Genomic DNA, 18,768 nt, shown 5'->3' with positions numbered 1-18,768 from the left:
CGGCTGATTATTGTTACTCAAAAGTATTCCAACGTGAAACTTCAAATCCGTGGTTAGTTAAGGAAAACTTGTCGCCATTTACATCTTGGAAATTGTCAAGCAGGTTTAGATAATGTTCATGTAACAATTTCGATACTCATAACTTAAGACGATATTTCTGTTAAAATCGTATAAATTGTTACGATTTTTTAGTAAAATTGCTGAAAAAGGATACGTAATATGCATTTTTTGCATCACAGTCAGCCAATGAGCCACACAAACCCCTTGATGAAGAGGGTTTGAGATGACTGAAGGGATTTTGGATTGCCATAGATTAATCCAAAATCTAGGTGGCAGATGTTAGCGAAAACTTAGATATTATTTCAGCAACTATGAAACGTCGTGATTTTATTAATTGGGTAGGTTTGGGTTTAATAGTGAGTTCTCTACCAGTAGCGATCGCAGCTTGTTCTTCTCAAACAAATTCCGCAACTGGAGATTGGCAAACAGTAGGCACTTTGGCAGAATTAGATAAAACTGGTCAATTAATGGCTAAAAACTCACCGGCTGGGCCTGTGTTGGTAGTCGGAACATCTAAAGCCGCAATGACAGCCGTTAACCCTACCTGTACTCACGCAGGTTGCACCGTAGCATGGAAAGCTGAGGCAAAAAAATTTGCTTGTCCCTGTCATGGTTCAGAATTTGGGGTTGATGGTAAGGTGCTAAAAGGCCCGGCTACAGAAACGCTTAAAACTTACGCCGCCAAAATAGAAGGTAATTCAGTTGTAGTCAAACCAACTTAAACAATATAATTCAGAGTATGGTGAGTAATATCAACCAGCTTTTGGTGCAAGCCCAGACAGCATATAATGCAGCTGATTGGTCATCACTGATTAAATATTTACAACAATTAATTTTAGGGTCAGACTCACAACATCCAGAGGTAGTTAAAAATCGAAAATATCTGCTGACATTAGCAATTTCAATGTTAGAGATGGGAGATTTTCAACAACGCTGGGAAATCACCAAAGTTTTGACTCACTTGGGAAATATTGCTATCCCACCACTGATTGACATCTTAGAAGATGAAGACGCAGAGGAAGAATTACGCTGGTATGCAGCGCGGACTTTGGGCGAGTTTCAGCAGCCAGAAGCGATCGCACCCTTGGTTGAATTGTTGAAAACTGATGAGGATGAAGAACTCAAAGCGATCGCAGCCACAGCACTAGGGCAAATGGGTAATGTTGCGATCGCTGCTTTATCTGAACTTCTATTAGAGGAAGATACACGACTTTTAGCAGTGCGATCGCTTTCCTGTATTCCCCAAACAGAAACCATCACACCGCTATTGAGTGTAGTGCAAGATTCACAAGCCACAATCCGCACTGCTGCAATTGAAGCCCTCAGCAGTTTTCACGACGAACGTATACCACCAATTTTGTTAAACGCTTTGGATGATATTGCTGCTACAGTTAGGCGTGCAGCAGTGCTTGGTTTAGGTTTTCGCCCCGACTTGCGCGAAGCATTAGATTTAGTGACGAGACTGCAACCCAAGCTTTACGACTTTAATCTTGATGTTTGTTGTGCAGCCGCAGTTTCCCTTTCTCGGATGGGTTGTAATGACGCTGCAAAACATTTATTTAATTTGTTGATTTCACCTCAGACACCAACAAAGCTGCAATTAGAAACCATCCGCGCTTTAAGTTGGGTGGGGACACCATCTAGTTTGGAATATTTGCAAACAGCATTTAATCAAATCACTTCAGAGACACTTTGGCAAGAAATTGTCACCGTTTTGGGGCGAGTGCAAAAGCCGCAAACGACACAAGCGGCAGAAATATTATTGCAAATACTGCGATTGCAGCATCCAGCTACAGAGATTGCTAATGTAAAAAGTGCGATCGCTTTATCTTTAGGACAGTTAGGCGAAATACAAGCAATTGAACCATTGATTTCACTGTTAGCTGATTCTAATGTATCAGTGAGACTACACGCGATCGCAGCACTCAAAAATTTGGATGGGGAAGTTGCACATCAAAAATTGCAGCAGTTAGCCAATAATGCTGCACTCACACCAGATTTGCAACAAGGAATAGCGATCGCTTTAGCTGAGTGGTAATTTCCCTCAATCTTTCGATATTTTGTATTTCACTCAAGCGAGAACCTCTGTAGCTAAACTGCAAAAGTATAGTATTATAAAATATAACGAGCGTTCGATATAAAAAAATGAGTCATGCCTAAGATTGTTGACCATGAGCAATACCGTAAAGAACTGCTTGACAAGTGCTTTGATTTATTTGCCCAAAAAGGCTATGGTTCCATTACTATGCGCCAAATCGCTGAAGGATTAAGGGTTTCTACTGGTACGTTGTACCACTATTTTCCTAGCAAACAAGCTTTATTTGAGCAATTGGCCCAAGAAATATGTGAGCAAGATTTAAGTGCAGCGTTGGCTGAATTAGAAGGAGCGCAAACCTTACAAGCGGCAATGGAAGCACTAGGCAGGTATCTAGTGAAAAACGAAGATTACTTCATTAAATGGACTTATATTTGGATTGATTTTTGTCAACATCAAGACTCTAAAGAAATGTTGAGTAATAGTGTTTTTAAGCGGACTAACCAGCGTTATCAGCAGGCAGCCTGCGATTTTTTAGGTATTCAAGATCCGGTATTGGCTTCCTTTGTCTTGAGCTTTGTCAACGGTTTAATTTTGGAGAAGTTATGGGGTGATGAAACAATTGATTTTATTGAACAATGTACATTGTTAGGCAAAATGCTCACGGCATATTTGCCGCAAGAGTTAGGAGTTAGAAATAAAACAGATTTTGAGAGTTAGATTTTTTAGGAGAGTAAAAGAGATGGTTTTGTCAAAAAAATCTTCTAATAATAAAGGGTTAATTGCATTAGTAATTGTAGCTACTTTGATTACAGGTGGAATTGTTGTTTATGGAATTTCTCGGTCTGGGTTAGTTGGTCAAACAGAGAAATCTGAGCCAGTAGAAACCATGCCCAAAATTCAAAAAGTGGCTGCATTAGGACGACTCGAACCCGAAGCTGAGGTAATTAGCTTGTTTGCGCCCTTGGCATTGGATGGCGATCGCATTGCCAAAATTTTAGTCAAAGAAGGCGATCGCGTTCAAGCCGGACAGTTGGTAGCAATTTTAGATGCCCGCGATCGTTTACAAACTGCTGTATTACAAGCCCAACAACAAGTTAGAGTTGCTCAAGCTAAACTCGCTCAAGTGCAAGCTGGAGCAAAAGTAGGAGAAATTAACGCCCAGCAAGCCAGTGTTGAACGACTTCAGGCTCAATCCCAAGGAGACAAAACAGCGCAGCAGGAAGCGATATTCCGCATAGAGGCACAGTGGGAAGGCGACAGAATCGCGCAAGAAGCAACCATTAAGAAGCTAGAGGCAGAACTGAAAAATGCCGAAGCCGAATATCAACGTTATCAGCAGCTATATTCTCAAGGAGCAATTTCTAACTCTTTGTATGACAGCAAAGGCTTGACTGTAGAAACTGCTAAACAACAAGTAGACGAAGCCAAAGCAGTTCTCAACCGGATTAATACTACTGCTAGCAAACAATTATCTGAAGCCAAAGCAGCACTCGCCCGTACTAACGCCACTGGTAGTAAGCAAGTTAGTGAAGCCAAAGCCACGCTTACCAGTATTGCAGAAGTTCGCCCTGTAGATGTAGCCGCAGCTAAGACAGAAGTTGAAAATGCGATCGCTACACTCAAACATGCCCAAACTGAATTGGCGGGTGCTTACATCAAAGCACCAATGGCGGGACAGATCATCAAAATTCATACGCGAGTCGGAGAAAAAATTAGTACTTCTGGCATTGCAGACTTAGCGCAAACAAACCAGATGATGGCAGTGGCAGAAGTTTATCAAACCGACATCGGTAAAGTGAAACTAGGACAACAGGCAGTGATTAGCAGTCAGGCGTTTGTCGGTGAACTGCGAGGAACCGTTGCCCAAATTGGCTTGCAGGTAAATAGACAAAACGTTTTCAGCAACCAGCCAGGGGAAAACCTTGATAGCCGAGTAGTTGAGGTGAAAATTCGCCTCAGTCCTGAAAACAGCAAGCGAGTTGCAGGTTTCACTAATTTACAGGTACAGACAGCAATTGAAATATAGAGTTGTTATTCGCTATCTCGTGTATTTCAGCATTTTTTAGAGGGTGAATTAAATCATGATTAAAGTCATATACCTTTTGCTTTGTGTACTTGGCTTCGTTCTACCTTACTCCCAATTTGTTCCATTCATCTTAGAGCATGGTCTTGATATAAGGCTGTTTTTTGAACAACTTTTTGCGAACAAAATTTCTGGTTTTTTTGGCATGGATGTTATTGTTTCATCGCTAGTCTTGTGGACATTTGTATTTTGGGAAGGGACACGTCTAAAAATGCAAAATCTCTGGGTTTATATTGCTTGTAACCTTTTGGTTGGTGTGTCTTTAGGTCTTCCCTTATTTCTTTTCATGCGAGAGCGCCAGCTTAAGCAGCAAGCTGAAACATTTGATTATTAAGGTTTTTTTGAATATGTTTTCTAAACTATTTCGCAAAACGCCGCTAGCATGGCGGCAGTTAATGAAAGAAAAAAACCGTCTGGCTGTTGCAGTCGCAGGTATTGCCTTTGCCGATATACTGATGTTTATCCAGTTAGGATTTGAAAGTGCGCTTTTTGATGCTGCGGTGAAACCTCATCGCAATTTACAAGCAGATTTAGTTTTAATTAATCCCCAATTTCAAACTTTATTTTCTGTAAAAAATTTCTCCAGAGAGCGACTATATCAAACATTAGGTTATGAAGGTGTTCAGTCAGTTAATTCTGTCTACATCAGCACTGGACAGTGGCGAAATCCTGAAACACGTCTTGAGCGTGCCATTTTGGTTTGGGGTGTTGATCCAACACAATCACCATTCAAATCACCTGAAATCAAACAAAATCAGGATCAACTTAAACAGTTGTATCAAGTTATCTTTGACCAGGCAGGTCGCCCAGAATACGGTGCAGTTGCTGATATTTGGAAGAAAACAGGCAAATTTGACACGGAACTGAATAGTAAAGCCGTCTTTGTTAAAGGCTTGTTTACTGATGGTGCTTCTTTTGCTGCCGATGGTAATGTGATCACCAGTGATTCGACTTTTCTCCAGTTATTTCCAGAACGTAAACCCGATCGCATCGAAGTTGGGTTAATCACGCTTAAACCAAATGCAGATCCAGAAAAAGTGCGATCGCAACTTGTCAATGGACTACCTAAAGATGTCAGAGTTTTGACTCCAGAAGAGTTTGCCAAGGTGGAGAGAACTTACTGGGAAGCCGGTACTGGCATTGGTTTTATTTTCGGTTTGGGTACAGCAGTCGGGTTTATCGTTGGCATCGTGATTGTCTATCAAATCCTTTACTCTGATGTTTCTGATCACTTGCCAGAATACGCCACCCTCAAAGCAATGGGATACACCGATAACTATCTTTTGGGAGTTCTAATTCAAGAAGCATTGTTATTGGCTATCTTAGGTTTTCTGCCTGGATTCATTCTTTCTTTTGGGTTGTATCAAGTCACTTATGCAGCGACAATGCTTCCTATTTTCATGAAAATGGAACGGGCGATCCAGGTTTGGATTTTGACCGTGATTATGTGTAGTGTTTCTGGTGCGATCGCAATACGGAAGTTACGATCTGCTGATCCTGCTGATGTTTTTTAGACGCGATGAATTATGTCTCTATAGAATAAGGCACGATGAATTATGTCTCTATAGAATAAGGCACGATGAATTATGTCTCTATAGAAGAAGACGCGATGAATCGCGTCTCTACAAGAATTATTTTTTCTACCCAATGCTTTATAAAATCCTATGTTGCAAAAATCTTTACCAGAAAATTCCAACTCAACACTTTCTACTTTAGAATCTGTAATTTCTGTTAGTAACCTCAACCACTATTTTGGTGAAGGTGGGCTTCGTAAACAAGTATTATTTGATATTAATTTGGAGATTAATGCAGGGGAAATTGTCATTATGACTGGCCCCTCTGGATCGGGGAAAACTACCTTGTTAACCTTAATGGGTGGATTACGTTCTGCTCAAGAAGGTAGTCTCAAAATCTTAGGAGAGGAAATTTGTGATGCCAAAAAGCAGCAGTTAACTAAGCTGCGCCGCAAAATTGGTTATATTTTCCAGGCTCATAACCTGATGACTTTTTTGACAGCTAGAGAAAATGTCCGAATGTCTTTAGAGTTGCATAATGATTTTCTCAATCAGGATATCAACGCCAAAGCGATCGCCATTTTGGAAACTGTCGGTTTAGCAGATCGTGTCGATTACTACCCAGAGAAACTATCTGGAGGGCAAAAGCAACGGGTAGCAATCGCTCGTGCTTTAGTTAGCCACCCTAAGATTGTCTTAGCAGATGAACCTACTGCTGCACTCGACAAAAAATCTGGGCGCGATGTTGTAGAAATAATGCAGAAGCTAGCCAAAGAACAAGGCTGCACGATTTTGCTAGTTACCCACGACAACCGCATCCTCGATATTGCCGATCGCATCATTTATATGGAAGATGGGCAACTGAAGGACTATGACGCAGATTCTACCGCAACGCCAGCAGCCTAATACCAATTCACAATTCGCAATGGGCTAACGCAATTCGCAATCAAAAAACTTAGATGCAGCAAGGCTTTCAGGGTTTACATCTCCATCAAATTTTTCGTGAAATGGTATAACACTGCGCTTTAGCAGACAGAATAGAAATAGTCAATTCTTTTTTGGCGATATTTATCAAAAAAATCCGTGGAAAGCGGATAATTGACGAAAAAGGCAGTAAAAGCTGATTTACCCAAATGTAAAGCAGAGAAAAATTACTGTAACAAACTATACTAAATTTTGGTTAAAAAGCCGTTAACTTAATGAAACAGATAAATGTAATTCAGGCTACATAAAAATGCGCCTAGAGCAGTTGCAAGCCTTTCTAGCGATCGCACAAACCGGCAGCTTTCAACAAGCAGCGCGAACATCTGGTGTTACCCAATCGACGATTAGTCGCCAAATCCAGGCATTAGAAGCAGATTTGGGTGTAGAACTTTTTCATAGAACTACTCACGCCAAATTAACGCTAGGAGGTGAATGTTTACTACCCCGTGTCCGTAAAATTTGCCAAGAATGGGAGACAGCTACACAAGAATTAGCTGATTTAATCGCCGGAAAGCAACCAGAACTTTGCATTGCCGTGATTCACTCATTATGTGGATCTTACTTACCACCAGTGTTGCAAAAATTTTGTCATGCTTATCCAGATGTGCAATTGCGGGTGACTTCATTAGGAAGCGATCGCGCCCTGAAAGTCCTCAAAGATGGATTGGTAGATTTAGCAATTGTGATGAATAATCGCTTTTTAACCACTGCTAGAGAAATGGTGGTAGAAGTACTTTATGATGAACCGATAGAAGTTCTCACCGCAGCTAATCATCCCCTGGCACAATATGAATGTGTCCCTTGGTCGGAGCTAATTCTTTATCCCCAAGTGGTTTTTAAAGATGGTTATGGGATGCAGCGCTTAATACAAGATAGATTTGAGCGAATGGAAGCTACACTCCAGGCAGCTTTAGAGGTAAATACCCTAGATGCCTTTCGGGGAGTGGTGCGCCAAGGAGAATTAATCGCTTTGCTACCTCAATCAGCATTACTGGAAGCACGTCTTGACCCTACTTTAGCGGTTCGTTCCTTAGAGAACAATAATATTAGTGGTTTAACAGATGGTTCAAGTTTGACTCGGCGGGTAGTTATGGTGACAACTCAAGATCGACTACAAATTCCCCCCATTAAGTACTTTTGGCAACTCGTGCGGGAAAATATCCCATTACAAATTGACCAGCAGCGATCGGCTTCTTGAGTGTCATTAGTTATTAGTCATTGGTCATTAGTCATTTTCAGAAAGGACAATGGACAAATGACAGTAGACAAAGGACAAAGGATAAATGAGCAATGTATTTAGGGAATTACTGAAAAAAGTAGGTAGCGGAAACCACACAGGGGAGAATTTAACTCGCGCTGAAGCAGCTAGCGCTACTAAAATGATGCTGCTGGGTGAAGCGACACCAGCCCAAATTGGAGCGTTTTTGATTGCTCATCGAATCAAACGTCCGACGGGGGAAGAGTTAGCGGGAATGTTGGATGCTTATGATGAATTGGGGCCAAAGCTGCAACCATTCGACTCTGGCCGACCAGCGATCGCTCTTGGCATTCCTTATGATGGCAGAACCCGTACAGCACCAATTAGTCCGGTAACAGCTTTACTACTCGCCGCAGTTGGACAACCAGTGATCATGCACGGTGGCGATCGCCTGCCAACAAAGTATGGCTTACCCTTAATAGATATTTGGCAAGGTTTAGGAGTCGATTGGACTAACCTACCACTGGCAAAAACCCAGCAAGTTTTTGAGCAAACGGGAATCGGCTTTATTTATTTACCACAGCATTTTCCATTAACTACAAGTATTTGGGAATACCGCGACCAACTTGGCAAACGTCCGCCCTTGGCGACAATGGAGCTAATTTGGTGTCCTTATGTTGGCGATGCTCATGTTATTGCTGGATTTGTGCATCCGCCGACAGAAGGGATGTTTAAGATAGCTCTAGGGCTGCGGGGTATAACGAAATTTACATTAGTGAAAGGACTGGAAGGTAGTTGCGACTTACCGCGCGATCGCACTGCAATTATTAGCTTATCTCCATCCATAGCATCCCAAGAGGTAGAAAGATTGCACCTCGTACCGCGTGATTACGGCTTTACTACCAAGAACGTACCCCTTGGAACTACTGAAGAATTGGTGGCGGATATGCAGGAGGTTTTGGCAGGTAAATCAGGCGAACTAATGCAAACAGCCTTGTGGAATGGTGGATTTTACTTATGGCGGAGTGGTATTTGTTCAGATATGCCAGAGGGTTTAGCTAAAGCAGAGGAATTATTAAGCAATGGTGCAGTAGCAACTAAACTCCAAGAACTCAGCCAGATAATAAATTCATTGTCAGCTGAAATATTTCTGCCAGTGTAAATAGTTCATTTAAAAACATGGCTTTCACCACTTTAGGGTGTCAAGGACTTCTCCAAAATAGACTTTTGTTGCAACCAATCCTGACCTACTTGAATACTGATATCCGAGCCAAGGTTGCCAGTACTTTCCACACGCACTTCGCCAAATCCCAAAGTGTCACGAATTGATTCGGCACTGTCACCATCTCCTTGCTGGGCGACGATGTGAGTTACCTCTAGAGGTTCACCCCATGCCTTAGCTATATAAATGTTGCGATATCCAGATTTTTCTAAGGCTCTAATTAATGGTTGGAGATTAGAGCGATCGCCACCTGTACTATCTTGAATTGCTACACGTAAAGAACGTGGATTAGTCGCCTGCTGTTCCTGCTCTGATTCCAAGCCAAAATGTTGAGCCATCAGTTTAGCAATACCATTTTTACTGGGCAACCAATAGCTAGCATCAAACTCATTTTTTTCGCTAAAGCGACCTGGCAGCATTAACATTTGCATATTAGAGCGATTTGTCCGCACGCCAAAACCCATTAGCGCCACTAACTCTTCAACCGTCAAATTAGTATCGATGTGGTCTTTAACTACATCCAAAACTTTAGGTAATTGAGCAACAGTAGCTGGGTTGAGTGTTTGATCCATCAAGGCACGCATGACCATTTGCTGGCGTTGAATCCGACCAATATCACCAAGTTCGTCATGGCGAAACCGTAGCAATTGCAGTGTCTGTTCACCATTGAGATGCTGCTTACCCGCCTTCAAATTGATATACAAATGCTGAGAATCATCTTGGTACTTCATATCTTTGGGGACGTAGACTGTTACACCTCCCAAAGCATCAATCAGCTTGGCAACTCCCAGAACGTTAATTCGCACATAGCGATCAATTCCCGCCCCACCTAAGAGATTACTGACGGTTCTAGCAGTTAAAGCTGGCCCACCTTCAACATTAGCAGCATTAATTTTTTTAACTCCATACCCCTCTATTTCTGTGCGGGTATCTCTGGGAATGGAGAGCATAACTATTTTTTTCGTCTCTGGATCAAATTTGACCAAGAGCATCACATCAGAAAGACCATCAAAGGAGTTTACCTGGGGCAGGTATTTGAGGTTTTTGGTGTCTTCAGGGGGGTTTTGGACATCTGGAGGAAGTACGCTCATGCCCATAACTAAGAGATTCACCGGGCGAGTTAATTCTGAAAATCGCATTACACCTCCAGAAATGCGATCGCCATCAAAGGCTGCCTCCTCCTGTGGACTTAGCTGGGCTTGTTGCAAAGGTGTACTGGTTAAAGACACCGCCAAAAGTGCCCCTGCTGTTGCTGACACCATTGCAATCCCACTCATCCCTACCCAAAACCACAGCCAACGTCCAGATTTCGAGTTCTGAGAAATTTTTTTATTGGACTTTGAGGCTTTTCCCGACTGGTTTTCTTCCGCCGAACTTCTTTGAATGGTCACAGACTTCCTCACACTTACTCAATAATCAAATTTGGTAAATTTGCAGACTAAAAATATCCAAACAAATCAACCCATAATAGCTAACTCTTAATTATCAGTGCTAACTTTTTTAATGTAGTGTCAACCACAACACTTATAGCAGCATTTTTTCTGCTTTTGGGTCAACCTAGAGATGTTTTACTGAAGTATGGCAATAATAAACTGGATTTGACTAGATATATAGAGAAATCAAGCATAATTTTTTAGGAAATAGGTAAAACTACTGAATAATTCTCATCCTAAAAAATTAAGATAAGTACTTACTAAACACTCGTTCTGCTAAAGTACTAAAGCCTGGTAAACGTCCAGATTTGCCCTGCATTAAGCGCAACATCAACCAGACACTCACTATAAAATAACCCGACGTGAGAAAACTATTCAGGATAAATAGACGTAGCGAAAAAAAATTTGAAGTTGTGGCTCCGGTACTTAATAATAAATATCCCAACAGCCAAGTAAGTGCCAAAGTGATAGACAGACGGCTAACAGCAAGTTGTTCCCGGCTGGCCTGTCCCCCATAGAGAGTCCACAAAGATGGAAAAAAGCCGATAATCGGAATCAAATATAAAAGCAACTGGGTTTTGGGGATTGGGGATTGGGGATTGGGCATGGGGCATTGGGCATTATTATTCTCCACCTGCTCCCCTGCTCCCCACTCCCTGTTCTCTTTTGATTCAAAATTCTCCATTGGGGTTAGTATAACTCCTAAACTAGAAGGATGAATAAGACTCATATAGTTAGAGATAATAAGCTGTAAAGAAAGATTTAACTTAGTTCTATCCCGCAATTAGCTCAAAATGCAGACACGCAAGCTACTCGACTGGTGGCAAACATTCACACCAATAGCGCGAATCGGGGCGATCGCGTTATTCGTTCCACTGCTAGTTCTAAATGGTTGGGCACTTTCGGTATTTTTTAATTATTTCCATTCTCTCATAGTCATTTTAGTGGGAGCCTCAGTTTTAGCATTTCTGCTCAACTACCCCGTGAGTTGGATGGAACATCATGGTGCTAAACGAGAGCAAGTTGCTATCCTAGTATTTCTCTTGGCTTTATCGATTTTATTGGCGTTGGGTGTGACGCTTGTGCCGTTAGCCCTTACCCAAGCTCAACAACTGGTGGCTCGGTTGCCAGAGTTGATCGACTCTGGACGCTCTCAGCTAATGATATTAAACGAAAAAGCGGAGACTTTTGGCTTACCGATTAATCTCGATGCTCTGGTAGTACAAATCAACGATCGCGTCAAGGGACAATTACAAGCGATCGCTGGGCAAGTTTTAAATCTGGCGGTAGTTACAGTCACTAGTCTGCTAGATATCCTCTTGACGATGGTTTTGACTTTCTACCTTTTACAGCATGGGAGTGAACTCTGGGAAAGTTTAGTAGAATGGCTACCCTCTAAATTTCGCGCTCCTTTCTCTCAAACAGTCCGCCTAAGCTTTCAAAATTTCTTCATCACCCAGTTGATTTTATCTACCTGTATGGCCTCAGCCCTCATTCCTACCTTTTTGTGGCTGAAAGTACCATTTGGACTGCTATTTGGGCTAACTATTGGTCTAATGGCTCTCGTCCCCTTTGGTGGTTCTGTGGGCATTGCTCTGACTACACTATTGGTAGCACTGCAAGATTTCTCAATGGGTGTGAGAGTTTTGATAGCAGCAGTAATCGTACAGCAAATTCTCGAAAACTTAATTGCCCCCCGAATTTTAGGCAGTTTTACGGGTTTAAATCCAGTTTGGATTTTAATTTCAGTTTTAACAGGGGCAAGAATTGGCGGACTGTTGGGTGTAATTGTGGCAGTACCCACCGCTGTTGTCATTAAAACCGCTTTAAGTGCCTTGCGTCTTGGTGGCGAGACAAATGATAGCGGCACGGGGGAGGTAACTGCACCCGTTGCAGCAAATGAGTCCTCGAAAGCAAACGCTAACAATACTTTGAGTATTTCTGAAGCGACATTACCTTAAAGAGGCAGGAGGTTTTCTGCCTCCTCATTGTGGCTCAATGATGGAACCCATAAACAAAACGTTTCCCGTCTGATTATCCCTAATAGCGCAGAAGAAGGGACGGTCAACAATCATTCGGAATGGTTCTGGTTCATCTCTCAAAGATGTTGCGACTATTCCCACTGAAGTAGCCGCAGCCGCTTCGGTTCCTTCTTCGTTTACTTCGACAAAAGTTTTATGCTTAACTTGGCTAATGGCAAAATTTTTACCCATGCCAGAAAAATTGGCTTTACTGCTGAAAGCCTCTTCCATACCTAAACTTTTCAAGGCATCATTGAGTGTAACTTCATAATCTGTTTTGAAGCGAGGTAGACGAATAAACCCTTTTTGTTTGTTGAACTGAGTCATCCATTTTTCCCAGTTTTCAACATTCAAGTTCTGATAAAAGGCTTTGAGATTGGAGTTCTGTTTGGGTAGAAAGATATAAAAACTGATTTTCCCATCTTTACCGTAAGGTAAACTAACCGCCTGAAATTGTTCGCTTTCATAGTACCTATAGTCACCTTCTTGTGACATCATTGGGTGTTGCTTTCGTTTACCAGATGTAATGTAAAAAGGGTATTGAGCAGTTTGACTTTTGTCAAATTCGTTACTCCAATTACCTTTAAAATATATGGCATTAATCAGAAACAACACTTGATTGGGTTCAATACTTTCAACTATTTTAGTAATTTTGCCCTTAGTATTTTCTTTTACCCAGTTATTTATAATATTAGATGCGGCGGCATCTTTAAAGTTTAAATTGCTGACCTTAGCTTGATAGAAATCCTGGGTTCTCTTGAGAAAGTCTGGTGCAAAGCTAACATCTTGATTTGCCCAAAGCGAGTTAGCAATACTCAGTTGGACTTTCGCATCTGGATTTTCTAAAAGCTGTTTTAATGCCGCCGCGTAAGAAGAGTTGATTTCTGGTAGATTCATTCCCTGTAATTCCAGGGTTTTTGCCATTGCTTGTTGAGTCGAGCCGCTAGCGCCGTTGTAGGTCATGGCTAGAGCGATCGCGACACTCGAAGGTGAGATAAAAATATTATTCTCACCTTTATTATCTTTCAGAACTTCTGAAAATAGTTTGAAGCCAAACTTATTGCTAGACTCAACTATTCTTGTATCAGTGTTGACTGTTTTTTTTTGCAATGGAGTTTCTGGCTGAGGTAAACTAGATTGGGCGAGGGCACTTTTGTTACTCTCGACTTGAGAACAACCTAATACACTGAATAGAACAACACTTGCAGCTGCCAAAGCATAACGTCTGCCCAGACTCACACCATAACGTCTTTGCAGAAAATTTTCTTTTGCATCACTAAACTTTTGCCGATTCATTCTGCTACCTCACTTGCCAAAGATTCCCGATCTGTGCTTATGGTTGACGCAGACACTGTGTCAATGATTAACTATTGCATTTGATCCAATAGAAAATAAGACTGTTACAGTTTTTGTAACAGCAAGTTAATAGTTCAGAGGAATAAAACACAACTCATTAAAGCTGCTAATTCTTACTTGAGGCGGCTATGCAGACGAATTATGAAAAATCTCAATTTTGAGGAACTTTTCTATTTATCAATAACAGTATTGTAGACTACCTAACATAAAATAACCACTTCTATTGGGTTTTTATGATATAGGATTTACGCCAAACTACAGGAGTTAGAGGTAATTCATCAAATACCCCTAACAGAAAATTTTTCTTTTCGGCTATTGTTTTGCAAGTCCTGAGATAGAATAACATTTTTAGTTGCATGAAATACAGAACTTTCATAGGGACGCACGTCTATGCGCCCCGATAGGAGAGTATTGTTCAAATAGATGAAAATTATGCTGACCTATTTTAATTGATAGGTACACTCCACCAAGCTAAACTATAGGGTTGAGTTGCTTCATTAAGCTTTTGACGAAACTGGACGCGGATTTTGTAATTGCCAGTATCAGGAATGGGGCAGAAAATATGTTCTACACCATCGATTTGGCTGATTGAAGAGCAAACAGCACCAGCATCTGATTGGGCATCAGCTTTTACTAAGTATAGGTCGAGATTATTCAAACCGCGATCGCGAAAATTTTCGCCCACATCATATTGTTGATTTGTATTTTTATCGTTGAGTTCTACCAATCGATCCCAGCTTAGGGTGACAGCAACAAAACTCCCCTGCTTTAACGGTTTTGCTAACACATAGTCAACAGATGCTCCAACATCCACTTTGCGATAATCCCAACCAATAGCTGGCACCGCAGCTGATGGCTGCCATTGACCAGCACTCAATTGCTGATAAGCGCGAAATGTATTTAAATGACCCGCTCCCATTTGAGCATCCAAGGGAATCTTTGGATCTTTATAAGCATCAGAATCTAGCCAGTTTTGATTTTGTTTATCAATTAGTGTCCGGCTCATTCCCAACCGCAAGCCATCGCCACTATCTTGGATTTTGTCTGCTGAATTCAGCAATACAGCTTTCATTACTTGATGATGCCGAGAATCAATGCTCCAGTGGGGTTGTTTTGTACGTATCTGTCGGTCAGCAAATTCTTGTAATAGAGCAACAGTAGCCGTAACTTGAGGTGCGGCAAAACTAGTACCTGTAACCTTGTTCAATTTGCCATCTGGATTGAGTAAAGGAATATTATTCCCAGGAGCAACTAAACTGATAGCGCGGCGGCCACCAAGATTAAATTCTCTTCCAGCTAGCCTGCCACTGACTCCTTGGTTAGCACCCGCCAGATTAGCCACATCTACTTTGTTAAAAACTCCCCCACGACGGGATGAAAAAGCCACATTCATTCCGTTAAAATTATCTGTAGGAATAGGAATACCACCTTTACCTTGATTACCTGCGATCGCATACAAAACATCATGAACACGGCTAGACCAGTCAACACATAAAGTTAGTAAGGCATTGCCGTCTAAAATAGCCTCTGGTCTAGGGTCACGACTGAGAGGTTCACCAAAACTAAAATTAATGGCACGGACATCACCACCATTTTGTAGCGCTATGTGCTGGGCCGATAAACACTCTTCTGGCTGACCCATGCTTTTAGTAGAACCCACCGCAGACGAATACAATCTTGCTCCTGGAGCAATTCCCGGCAAAGCTTTGTCTTGACTTACCATTACACCAGCAACATTGTAGGCGTGAGGGTCAACACCGCTATTAGACTTAGCTGGCCCATTGCGTAAGAATACTCCCGCTAAAGATATGGCGCGATTTTTAGACACCGCTTTATCCCACCCAAACATTCCCGGCCGACCAATTTCCACTTGACCAATAGCAATCTTACGACCGATTAAATTATAAGGAGCTTGGTGCAGCTTCAAAGCATCAATACCGTTAGTTCCCAAAGCAGATTCTAAAGCCGAAGCAATTACCGGCGCACTCAGACAAGAAGCACTTAATCCCCAAATTATCCAGGTTAGTTTTTTAGTCATTTGTTATTTGTCATTTGTCATTGGTAATGAAATTAGGGGAGAGGTTACAGGTAGCAGGTGATAGGGAATCTGTACCCTGTAACCTGTACCCTATTCCCTATCTTCCAAAAAAGCCGGGATCAAAGTTATGAGTCTTGCTCAATGTTTTGTTACAATGCTTACAGACGAGGACGCTTAAAAACCCACTAGCCATGACCCAAAACCTATCTCAAAAGCCCATTGTAATTTCTCCATCTATCCTATCAGCCGATTTTAGCCGTCTGGGTGACGAAATTCGCGCCGTAGACGCAGCTGGAGCAGATTGGATTCATGTTGATGTAATGGACGGTCGTTTTGTACCTAATATTACGATAGGCCCTCTGATTGTGGAGGCGATTCGTCCGGTTACAACCAAGCCCCTGGATGTCCACTTGATGATTGTGGAGCCAGAAAAGTACGTAGAAGGATTCGCTAAAGCGGGTGCTGATATTATCTCCGTACACTGCGAACATAATGCTTCTCCACATCTGCACCGTACCTTGGGGCAAATTAAAGAGCTTGGTAAGAAAGCTGGAGTTGTACTTAATCCTGGTAGTCCTCTAGAGTTAATTGAATACGTTCTAGATTTGTGCGATTTAGTACTGATTATGAGCGTCAATCCTGGTTTTGGTGGTCAAAGCTTTATCCCTGGTGTGTTACCCAAAATCCGCAAGCTGCGTCAAATGTGTGATGAACGCGGTCTTGACCCTTGGATTGAAGTGGATGGAGGGCTGAAGGCAAATAATACTTGGCAAGTTTTAGAAGCAGGAGCTAATGCAGTTGTCGCCGGTTCAGCTGTATTTAATGCTAAAGATTATGCTGAGGCTATTACATCAATTCGCAACAGCAAGCGTCCTACCCCAGAATTAGCTAAGGTTTAATTCATTGCTGGATTAACCATTCTCTACAAAAAATAGGGTGGGCAAATTGCTCACCCTATTTTTATTTACACATAAAAATACTGAAAGCTCTTCAAGTTTTGAACTTCCAGTATTTAGTATATAAATTGAAAATTTAGAAAGCAGAGATAATCCAGGTTGGGAGGACTAGGATTAAAATAGTTGAAAGAGAAGCGTATGACCCACTAGTTCCACCAGCCAAGACCACGATTTCACCATAACTTTCCTGTTTCTGTCCCTGTTATTGGTGTTAAGCGTTTGCTTTATTAAATAAAGCAACACCAATCACAAGATAGAAAGTATTTCTAAGCATTACTCACATCGTCTGCAGTCAATGAAAGTTGTGTAAAATTTGGATTGGGGGAATCCACCTCCTCAAATTCTTTTCGCTCAGACTTCCTCAGAACAAGAACCACCATTAGCAACGGTTGCATCATTTGCCTTGGGATAGGAGTTATTTACTCCATGAAATGCTGACTACTTTTGTAATCAGTTTGATTTATTTCATAGTCAGAACTAATCATTGATTTTATGTTTTTAAATTAACTTGCTTGCTGCCAATCACCTCTATTGTGGTTGAAATTGCCGTTGTTATTAGTTTACCAATGTCGTCAGTATATATTTGCCATTTTGGCAGATTTTTGCAAAAAAATATCAAATTAATCACTGCGATAGAAAACCTACCATGCAATCAATTTTAAATTAGCATGGCAGGCTTTCAGATACTCAATCAACTCTAGGGCAGAATTTCTTGATTCCAAATTATTTTTTAATTGGCTCCACAGCCTTTCAAGGATATATCTTGAGTTAATGGCGATTTCCTTGATTAATGTTTGTTAATTGTCTATCCCAATTTCTGGTCTAAACTAACGCCGCGGATTTCTGTTTTTTGCTTTCCAACTACTTCAAGATAAGCAGGTCTTGAATCATTAGAATGTTTCAGCATTTTTAGATTTTCACTTTGCTGTTGTTTTGTTCTGTTGGTTTGAGAGTTTTCTTTCAGTAATCGGTTGTAGGTACGGTACGGAATGTAATGGAGAGGATTATAACCAGCAAAACGTAGCATTAAAACACATGCCCAGGAGTACTTTCCAGCAATAATTGCTTCAACTACTTTATCAAATTGTTGAGCCTTTACTGTTGTATCTAAGTTACTACTAATACCAGCAATGTCTTGATTCATCATAGTGTTTAATTATTTTGGATGAAGTAAACTAGTTCAGTTTCTGCGATTGTTGTCGTTTCAATTGAGGTTTACAAACTGCATTAATCTTTTTGCAGTTGTTAAATCGCTTTCGGGAAATTATCAGCAATTTGGCGGTGTTGGATGTTGACGAGGGCTAAAAATTCATCTATCAACAGATGCGTACATAACTTTCCCAAGCTCTGATTAGCTCCCGCAGCTTTGAGCGGTAAAGATACAGACTGAAAGTTCTCTGCTGTTTGAGCTTTACCTTGGCGCTATTAAGCAGAGTTTTAGTAATTTTGGCTGATAACTCCCCTAATAAACTAGTTTGAGCAAGAGCTAGCTTGTAGTAGGGATACAAATTATATAGATTCATTGCTGAACTGTCCCCTTGGCTTGAGGTTTCGACTGCATTTGACCTGATGATTATTTTCATGAACTAACCTTTGATTAAAAACAATCAAGTTTTTAAGCAAGTTTGTTGGCTGCTCATTCCTAATTATCCAGATTCCCTCCGATGAATTGAGGAAACTGTAGCTTTTACTTGTTAGTAACTGAAAGGTAAAAATTTATCTTTTGTCTTCTCATTTGACTGGTAGGACAAAAGTCTAGGCGTAGCTCTTGGTAGATGCAGTTTTATCCTCTGAAACTTTATCGACTTTTAATTCAATCAATTTTCTCTGTTAAAACGCCTGTATTTCTTACTACTGGTTAATTA

Annotated in this window: 17 protein-coding genes; 11 read left to right on the top strand and 6 right to left on the bottom strand. The window is 41.2% G+C overall.

Annotated features, from left to right (window positions below):
• Positions 1-371: 371 nt before the first annotated feature.
• The 9 genes from ACFFRD_RS17050 to ACFFRD_RS17010 all read left to right on the top strand — a co-directional run bounded on the left by ACFFRD_RS17050 (position 372) and on the right by ACFFRD_RS17010 (position 9,039).
• Entirely contained in the window at positions 372-782 is a 411-nt protein-coding gene (locus ACFFRD_RS17050; protein WP_392483092.1) for a ubiquinol-cytochrome c reductase iron-sulfur subunit, read from the top strand.
• A 17-nt stretch (positions 783-799) separates the two neighbouring features.
• Positions 800-2,098, top strand: coding sequence for a HEAT repeat domain-containing protein (locus ACFFRD_RS17045; RefSeq protein ID WP_392482452.1), 1,299 nt, complete (start codon positions 800-802; stop codon positions 2,096-2,098).
• A gap of 114 nt (positions 2,099-2,212) precedes the next feature.
• Positions 2,213-2,815 carry a TetR/AcrR family transcriptional regulator gene (locus ACFFRD_RS17040; RefSeq protein ID WP_163926867.1) on the top strand — a complete coding sequence of 201 codons (603 nt, stop codon included), beginning with the start codon at positions 2,213-2,215 and terminating at the stop codon, positions 2,813-2,815.
• Between the two features lie 22 nt (positions 2,816-2,837).
• Entirely contained in the window at positions 2,838-4,124 is a 1,287-nt protein-coding gene (locus ACFFRD_RS17035; protein ID WP_392482451.1) for an ABC exporter membrane fusion protein, read from the top strand.
• Between the two features lie 55 nt (positions 4,125-4,179).
• Entirely contained in the window at positions 4,180-4,515 is a 336-nt protein-coding gene (locus ACFFRD_RS17030) for a DUF2834 domain-containing protein (RefSeq protein ID WP_392482450.1), read from the top strand.
• Between the two features lie 13 nt (positions 4,516-4,528).
• Complete coding sequence (gene devC, locus ACFFRD_RS17025; RefSeq protein WP_392482449.1) at positions 4,529-5,695, top strand: ABC transporter permease DevC; 1,167 nt, start codon at positions 4,529-4,531, stop codon at positions 5,693-5,695.
• 150 nt (positions 5,696-5,845) lie between these two features.
• Positions 5,846-6,601, top strand: a complete 756-nt coding sequence (locus tag ACFFRD_RS17020) for a DevA family ABC transporter ATP-binding protein (RefSeq protein ID WP_163926871.1) — start codon at positions 5,846-5,848, stop codon at positions 6,599-6,601.
• A 328-nt stretch (positions 6,602-6,929) separates the two neighbouring features.
• Entirely contained in the window at positions 6,930-7,877 is a 948-nt protein-coding gene (locus tag ACFFRD_RS17015; protein ID WP_012408241.1) for a LysR family transcriptional regulator, read from the top strand.
• Positions 7,878-7,962: 85 nt separating this feature from the next.
• The gene (locus ACFFRD_RS17010; protein ID WP_392482448.1) at positions 7,963-9,039 is read left to right on the top strand and encodes an anthranilate phosphoribosyltransferase family protein; all 1,077 of its coding nucleotides are present in this window, start codon (positions 7,963-7,965) and stop codon (positions 9,037-9,039) included.
• 32 nt (positions 9,040-9,071) lie between these two features.
• Here ACFFRD_RS17010 and ACFFRD_RS17005 read toward each other — a convergent pair whose 3' ends face one another.
• Positions 9,072-10,490, bottom strand: coding sequence for an LCP family protein (locus ACFFRD_RS17005; RefSeq protein WP_392482447.1), 1,419 nt, complete (start codon positions 10,488-10,490; stop codon positions 9,072-9,074).
• Positions 10,491-10,776: 286 nt separating this feature from the next.
• Entirely contained in the window at positions 10,777-11,139 is a 363-nt protein-coding gene (locus ACFFRD_RS17000; protein ID WP_392483091.1) for a hypothetical protein, read from the bottom strand.
• A 187-nt stretch (positions 11,140-11,326) separates the two neighbouring features.
• Here ACFFRD_RS17000 and ACFFRD_RS16995 point away from each other — a divergent pair, with 187 nt between their 5' ends.
• A complete protein-coding gene (locus ACFFRD_RS16995) occupies positions 11,327-12,493 on the top strand; it encodes an AI-2E family transporter (protein ID WP_163926875.1) in 1,167 nt (388 codons plus the stop codon).
• Between the two features lie 24 nt (positions 12,494-12,517).
• Here the strand turns inward: ACFFRD_RS16995 and ACFFRD_RS16990 are convergent, their stop codons facing one another.
• Together ACFFRD_RS16990 and ACFFRD_RS16985 are read right to left on the bottom strand one after the other, a co-directional pair.
• On the bottom strand, positions 12,518-13,849 hold the full coding sequence (locus ACFFRD_RS16990; protein WP_392482446.1) for a serpin family protein: 1,332 nt from the start codon (positions 13,847-13,849) through the stop codon (positions 12,518-12,520).
• Positions 13,850-14,354: 505 nt separating this feature from the next.
• Positions 14,355-15,947: a S8 family serine peptidase gene (locus ACFFRD_RS16985; protein ID WP_392482445.1), complete on the bottom strand. Its 1,593-nt coding sequence runs from the start codon at positions 15,945-15,947 to the stop codon at positions 14,355-14,357.
• A 191-nt stretch (positions 15,948-16,138) separates the two neighbouring features.
• Between ACFFRD_RS16985 and rpe the strand changes: the two genes are divergently transcribed.
• On the top strand, positions 16,139-16,846 hold the full coding sequence (gene rpe / locus ACFFRD_RS16980; RefSeq protein ID WP_114081048.1) for a ribulose-phosphate 3-epimerase: 708 nt from the start codon (positions 16,139-16,141) through the stop codon (positions 16,844-16,846).
• Positions 16,847-17,708: 862 nt separating this feature from the next.
• Here rpe and ACFFRD_RS16975 read toward each other — a convergent pair.
• Entirely contained in the window at positions 17,709-18,050 is a 342-nt protein-coding gene (locus ACFFRD_RS16975) for a HetP family heterocyst commitment protein (RefSeq protein ID WP_242060672.1), read from the bottom strand.
• Positions 18,051-18,219: 169 nt separating this feature from the next.
• Complete coding sequence (locus ACFFRD_RS16970; protein ID WP_190961637.1) at positions 18,220-18,486, bottom strand: hypothetical protein; 267 nt, start codon at positions 18,484-18,486, stop codon at positions 18,220-18,222.
• Between the last annotated feature and the right edge of the window lie 282 nt (positions 18,487-18,768).

The organism is Nostoc sp. C110, from assembly GCF_043099725.1.
GTDB lineage: Bacteria > Cyanobacteriota > Cyanobacteriia > Cyanobacteriales > Nostocaceae > Nostoc > Nostoc muscorum_A.
Note: the sequence above shows the minus strand (reverse complement) of the source record. Positions and strands in the feature narration are given on the sequence as shown.

Coding starts and splice junctions, on each gene's coding strand:
- ACFFRD_RS17050 (WP_392483092.1), top strand. CDS start 372: ATGAAACGTCGTGATTTTATTAATTGGGTAGGTTTGGGTTTAATAGTG.
- ACFFRD_RS17045 (WP_392482452.1), top strand. CDS start 800: ATGGTGAGTAATATCAACCAGCTTTTGGTGCAAGCCCAGACAGCATAT.
- ACFFRD_RS17040 (WP_163926867.1), top strand. CDS start 2,213: ATGCCTAAGATTGTTGACCATGAGCAATACCGTAAAGAACTGCTTGAC.
- ACFFRD_RS17035 (WP_392482451.1), top strand. CDS start 2,838: ATGGTTTTGTCAAAAAAATCTTCTAATAATAAAGGGTTAATTGCATTA.
- ACFFRD_RS17030 (WP_392482450.1), top strand. CDS start 4,180: ATGATTAAAGTCATATACCTTTTGCTTTGTGTACTTGGCTTCGTTCTA.
- devC (WP_392482449.1), top strand. CDS start 4,529: ATGTTTTCTAAACTATTTCGCAAAACGCCGCTAGCATGGCGGCAGTTA.
- ACFFRD_RS17020 (WP_163926871.1), top strand. CDS start 5,846: ATGTTGCAAAAATCTTTACCAGAAAATTCCAACTCAACACTTTCTACT.
- ACFFRD_RS17015 (WP_012408241.1), top strand. CDS start 6,930: ATGCGCCTAGAGCAGTTGCAAGCCTTTCTAGCGATCGCACAAACCGGC.
- ACFFRD_RS17010 (WP_392482448.1), top strand. CDS start 7,963: ATGAGCAATGTATTTAGGGAATTACTGAAAAAAGTAGGTAGCGGAAAC.
- ACFFRD_RS17000 (WP_392483091.1), bottom strand. CDS start 11,139: ATGCCCAATCCCCAATCCCCAATCCCCAAAACCCAGTTGCTTTTATAT.
- ACFFRD_RS16995 (WP_163926875.1), top strand. CDS start 11,327: ATGCAGACACGCAAGCTACTCGACTGGTGGCAAACATTCACACCAATA.
- ACFFRD_RS16990 (WP_392482446.1), bottom strand. CDS start 13,849: ATGAATCGGCAAAAGTTTAGTGATGCAAAAGAAAATTTTCTGCAAAGA.
- ACFFRD_RS16985 (WP_392482445.1), bottom strand. CDS start 15,947: ATGACTAAAAAACTAACCTGGATAATTTGGGGATTAAGTGCTTCTTGT.
- rpe (WP_114081048.1), top strand. CDS start 16,139: ATGACCCAAAACCTATCTCAAAAGCCCATTGTAATTTCTCCATCTATC.
- ACFFRD_RS16975 (WP_242060672.1), bottom strand. CDS start 18,050: ATGATGAATCAAGACATTGCTGGTATTAGTAGTAACTTAGATACAACA.
- ACFFRD_RS16970 (WP_190961637.1), bottom strand. CDS start 18,486: ATGAAAATAATCATCAGGTCAAATGCAGTCGAAACCTCAAGCCAAGGG.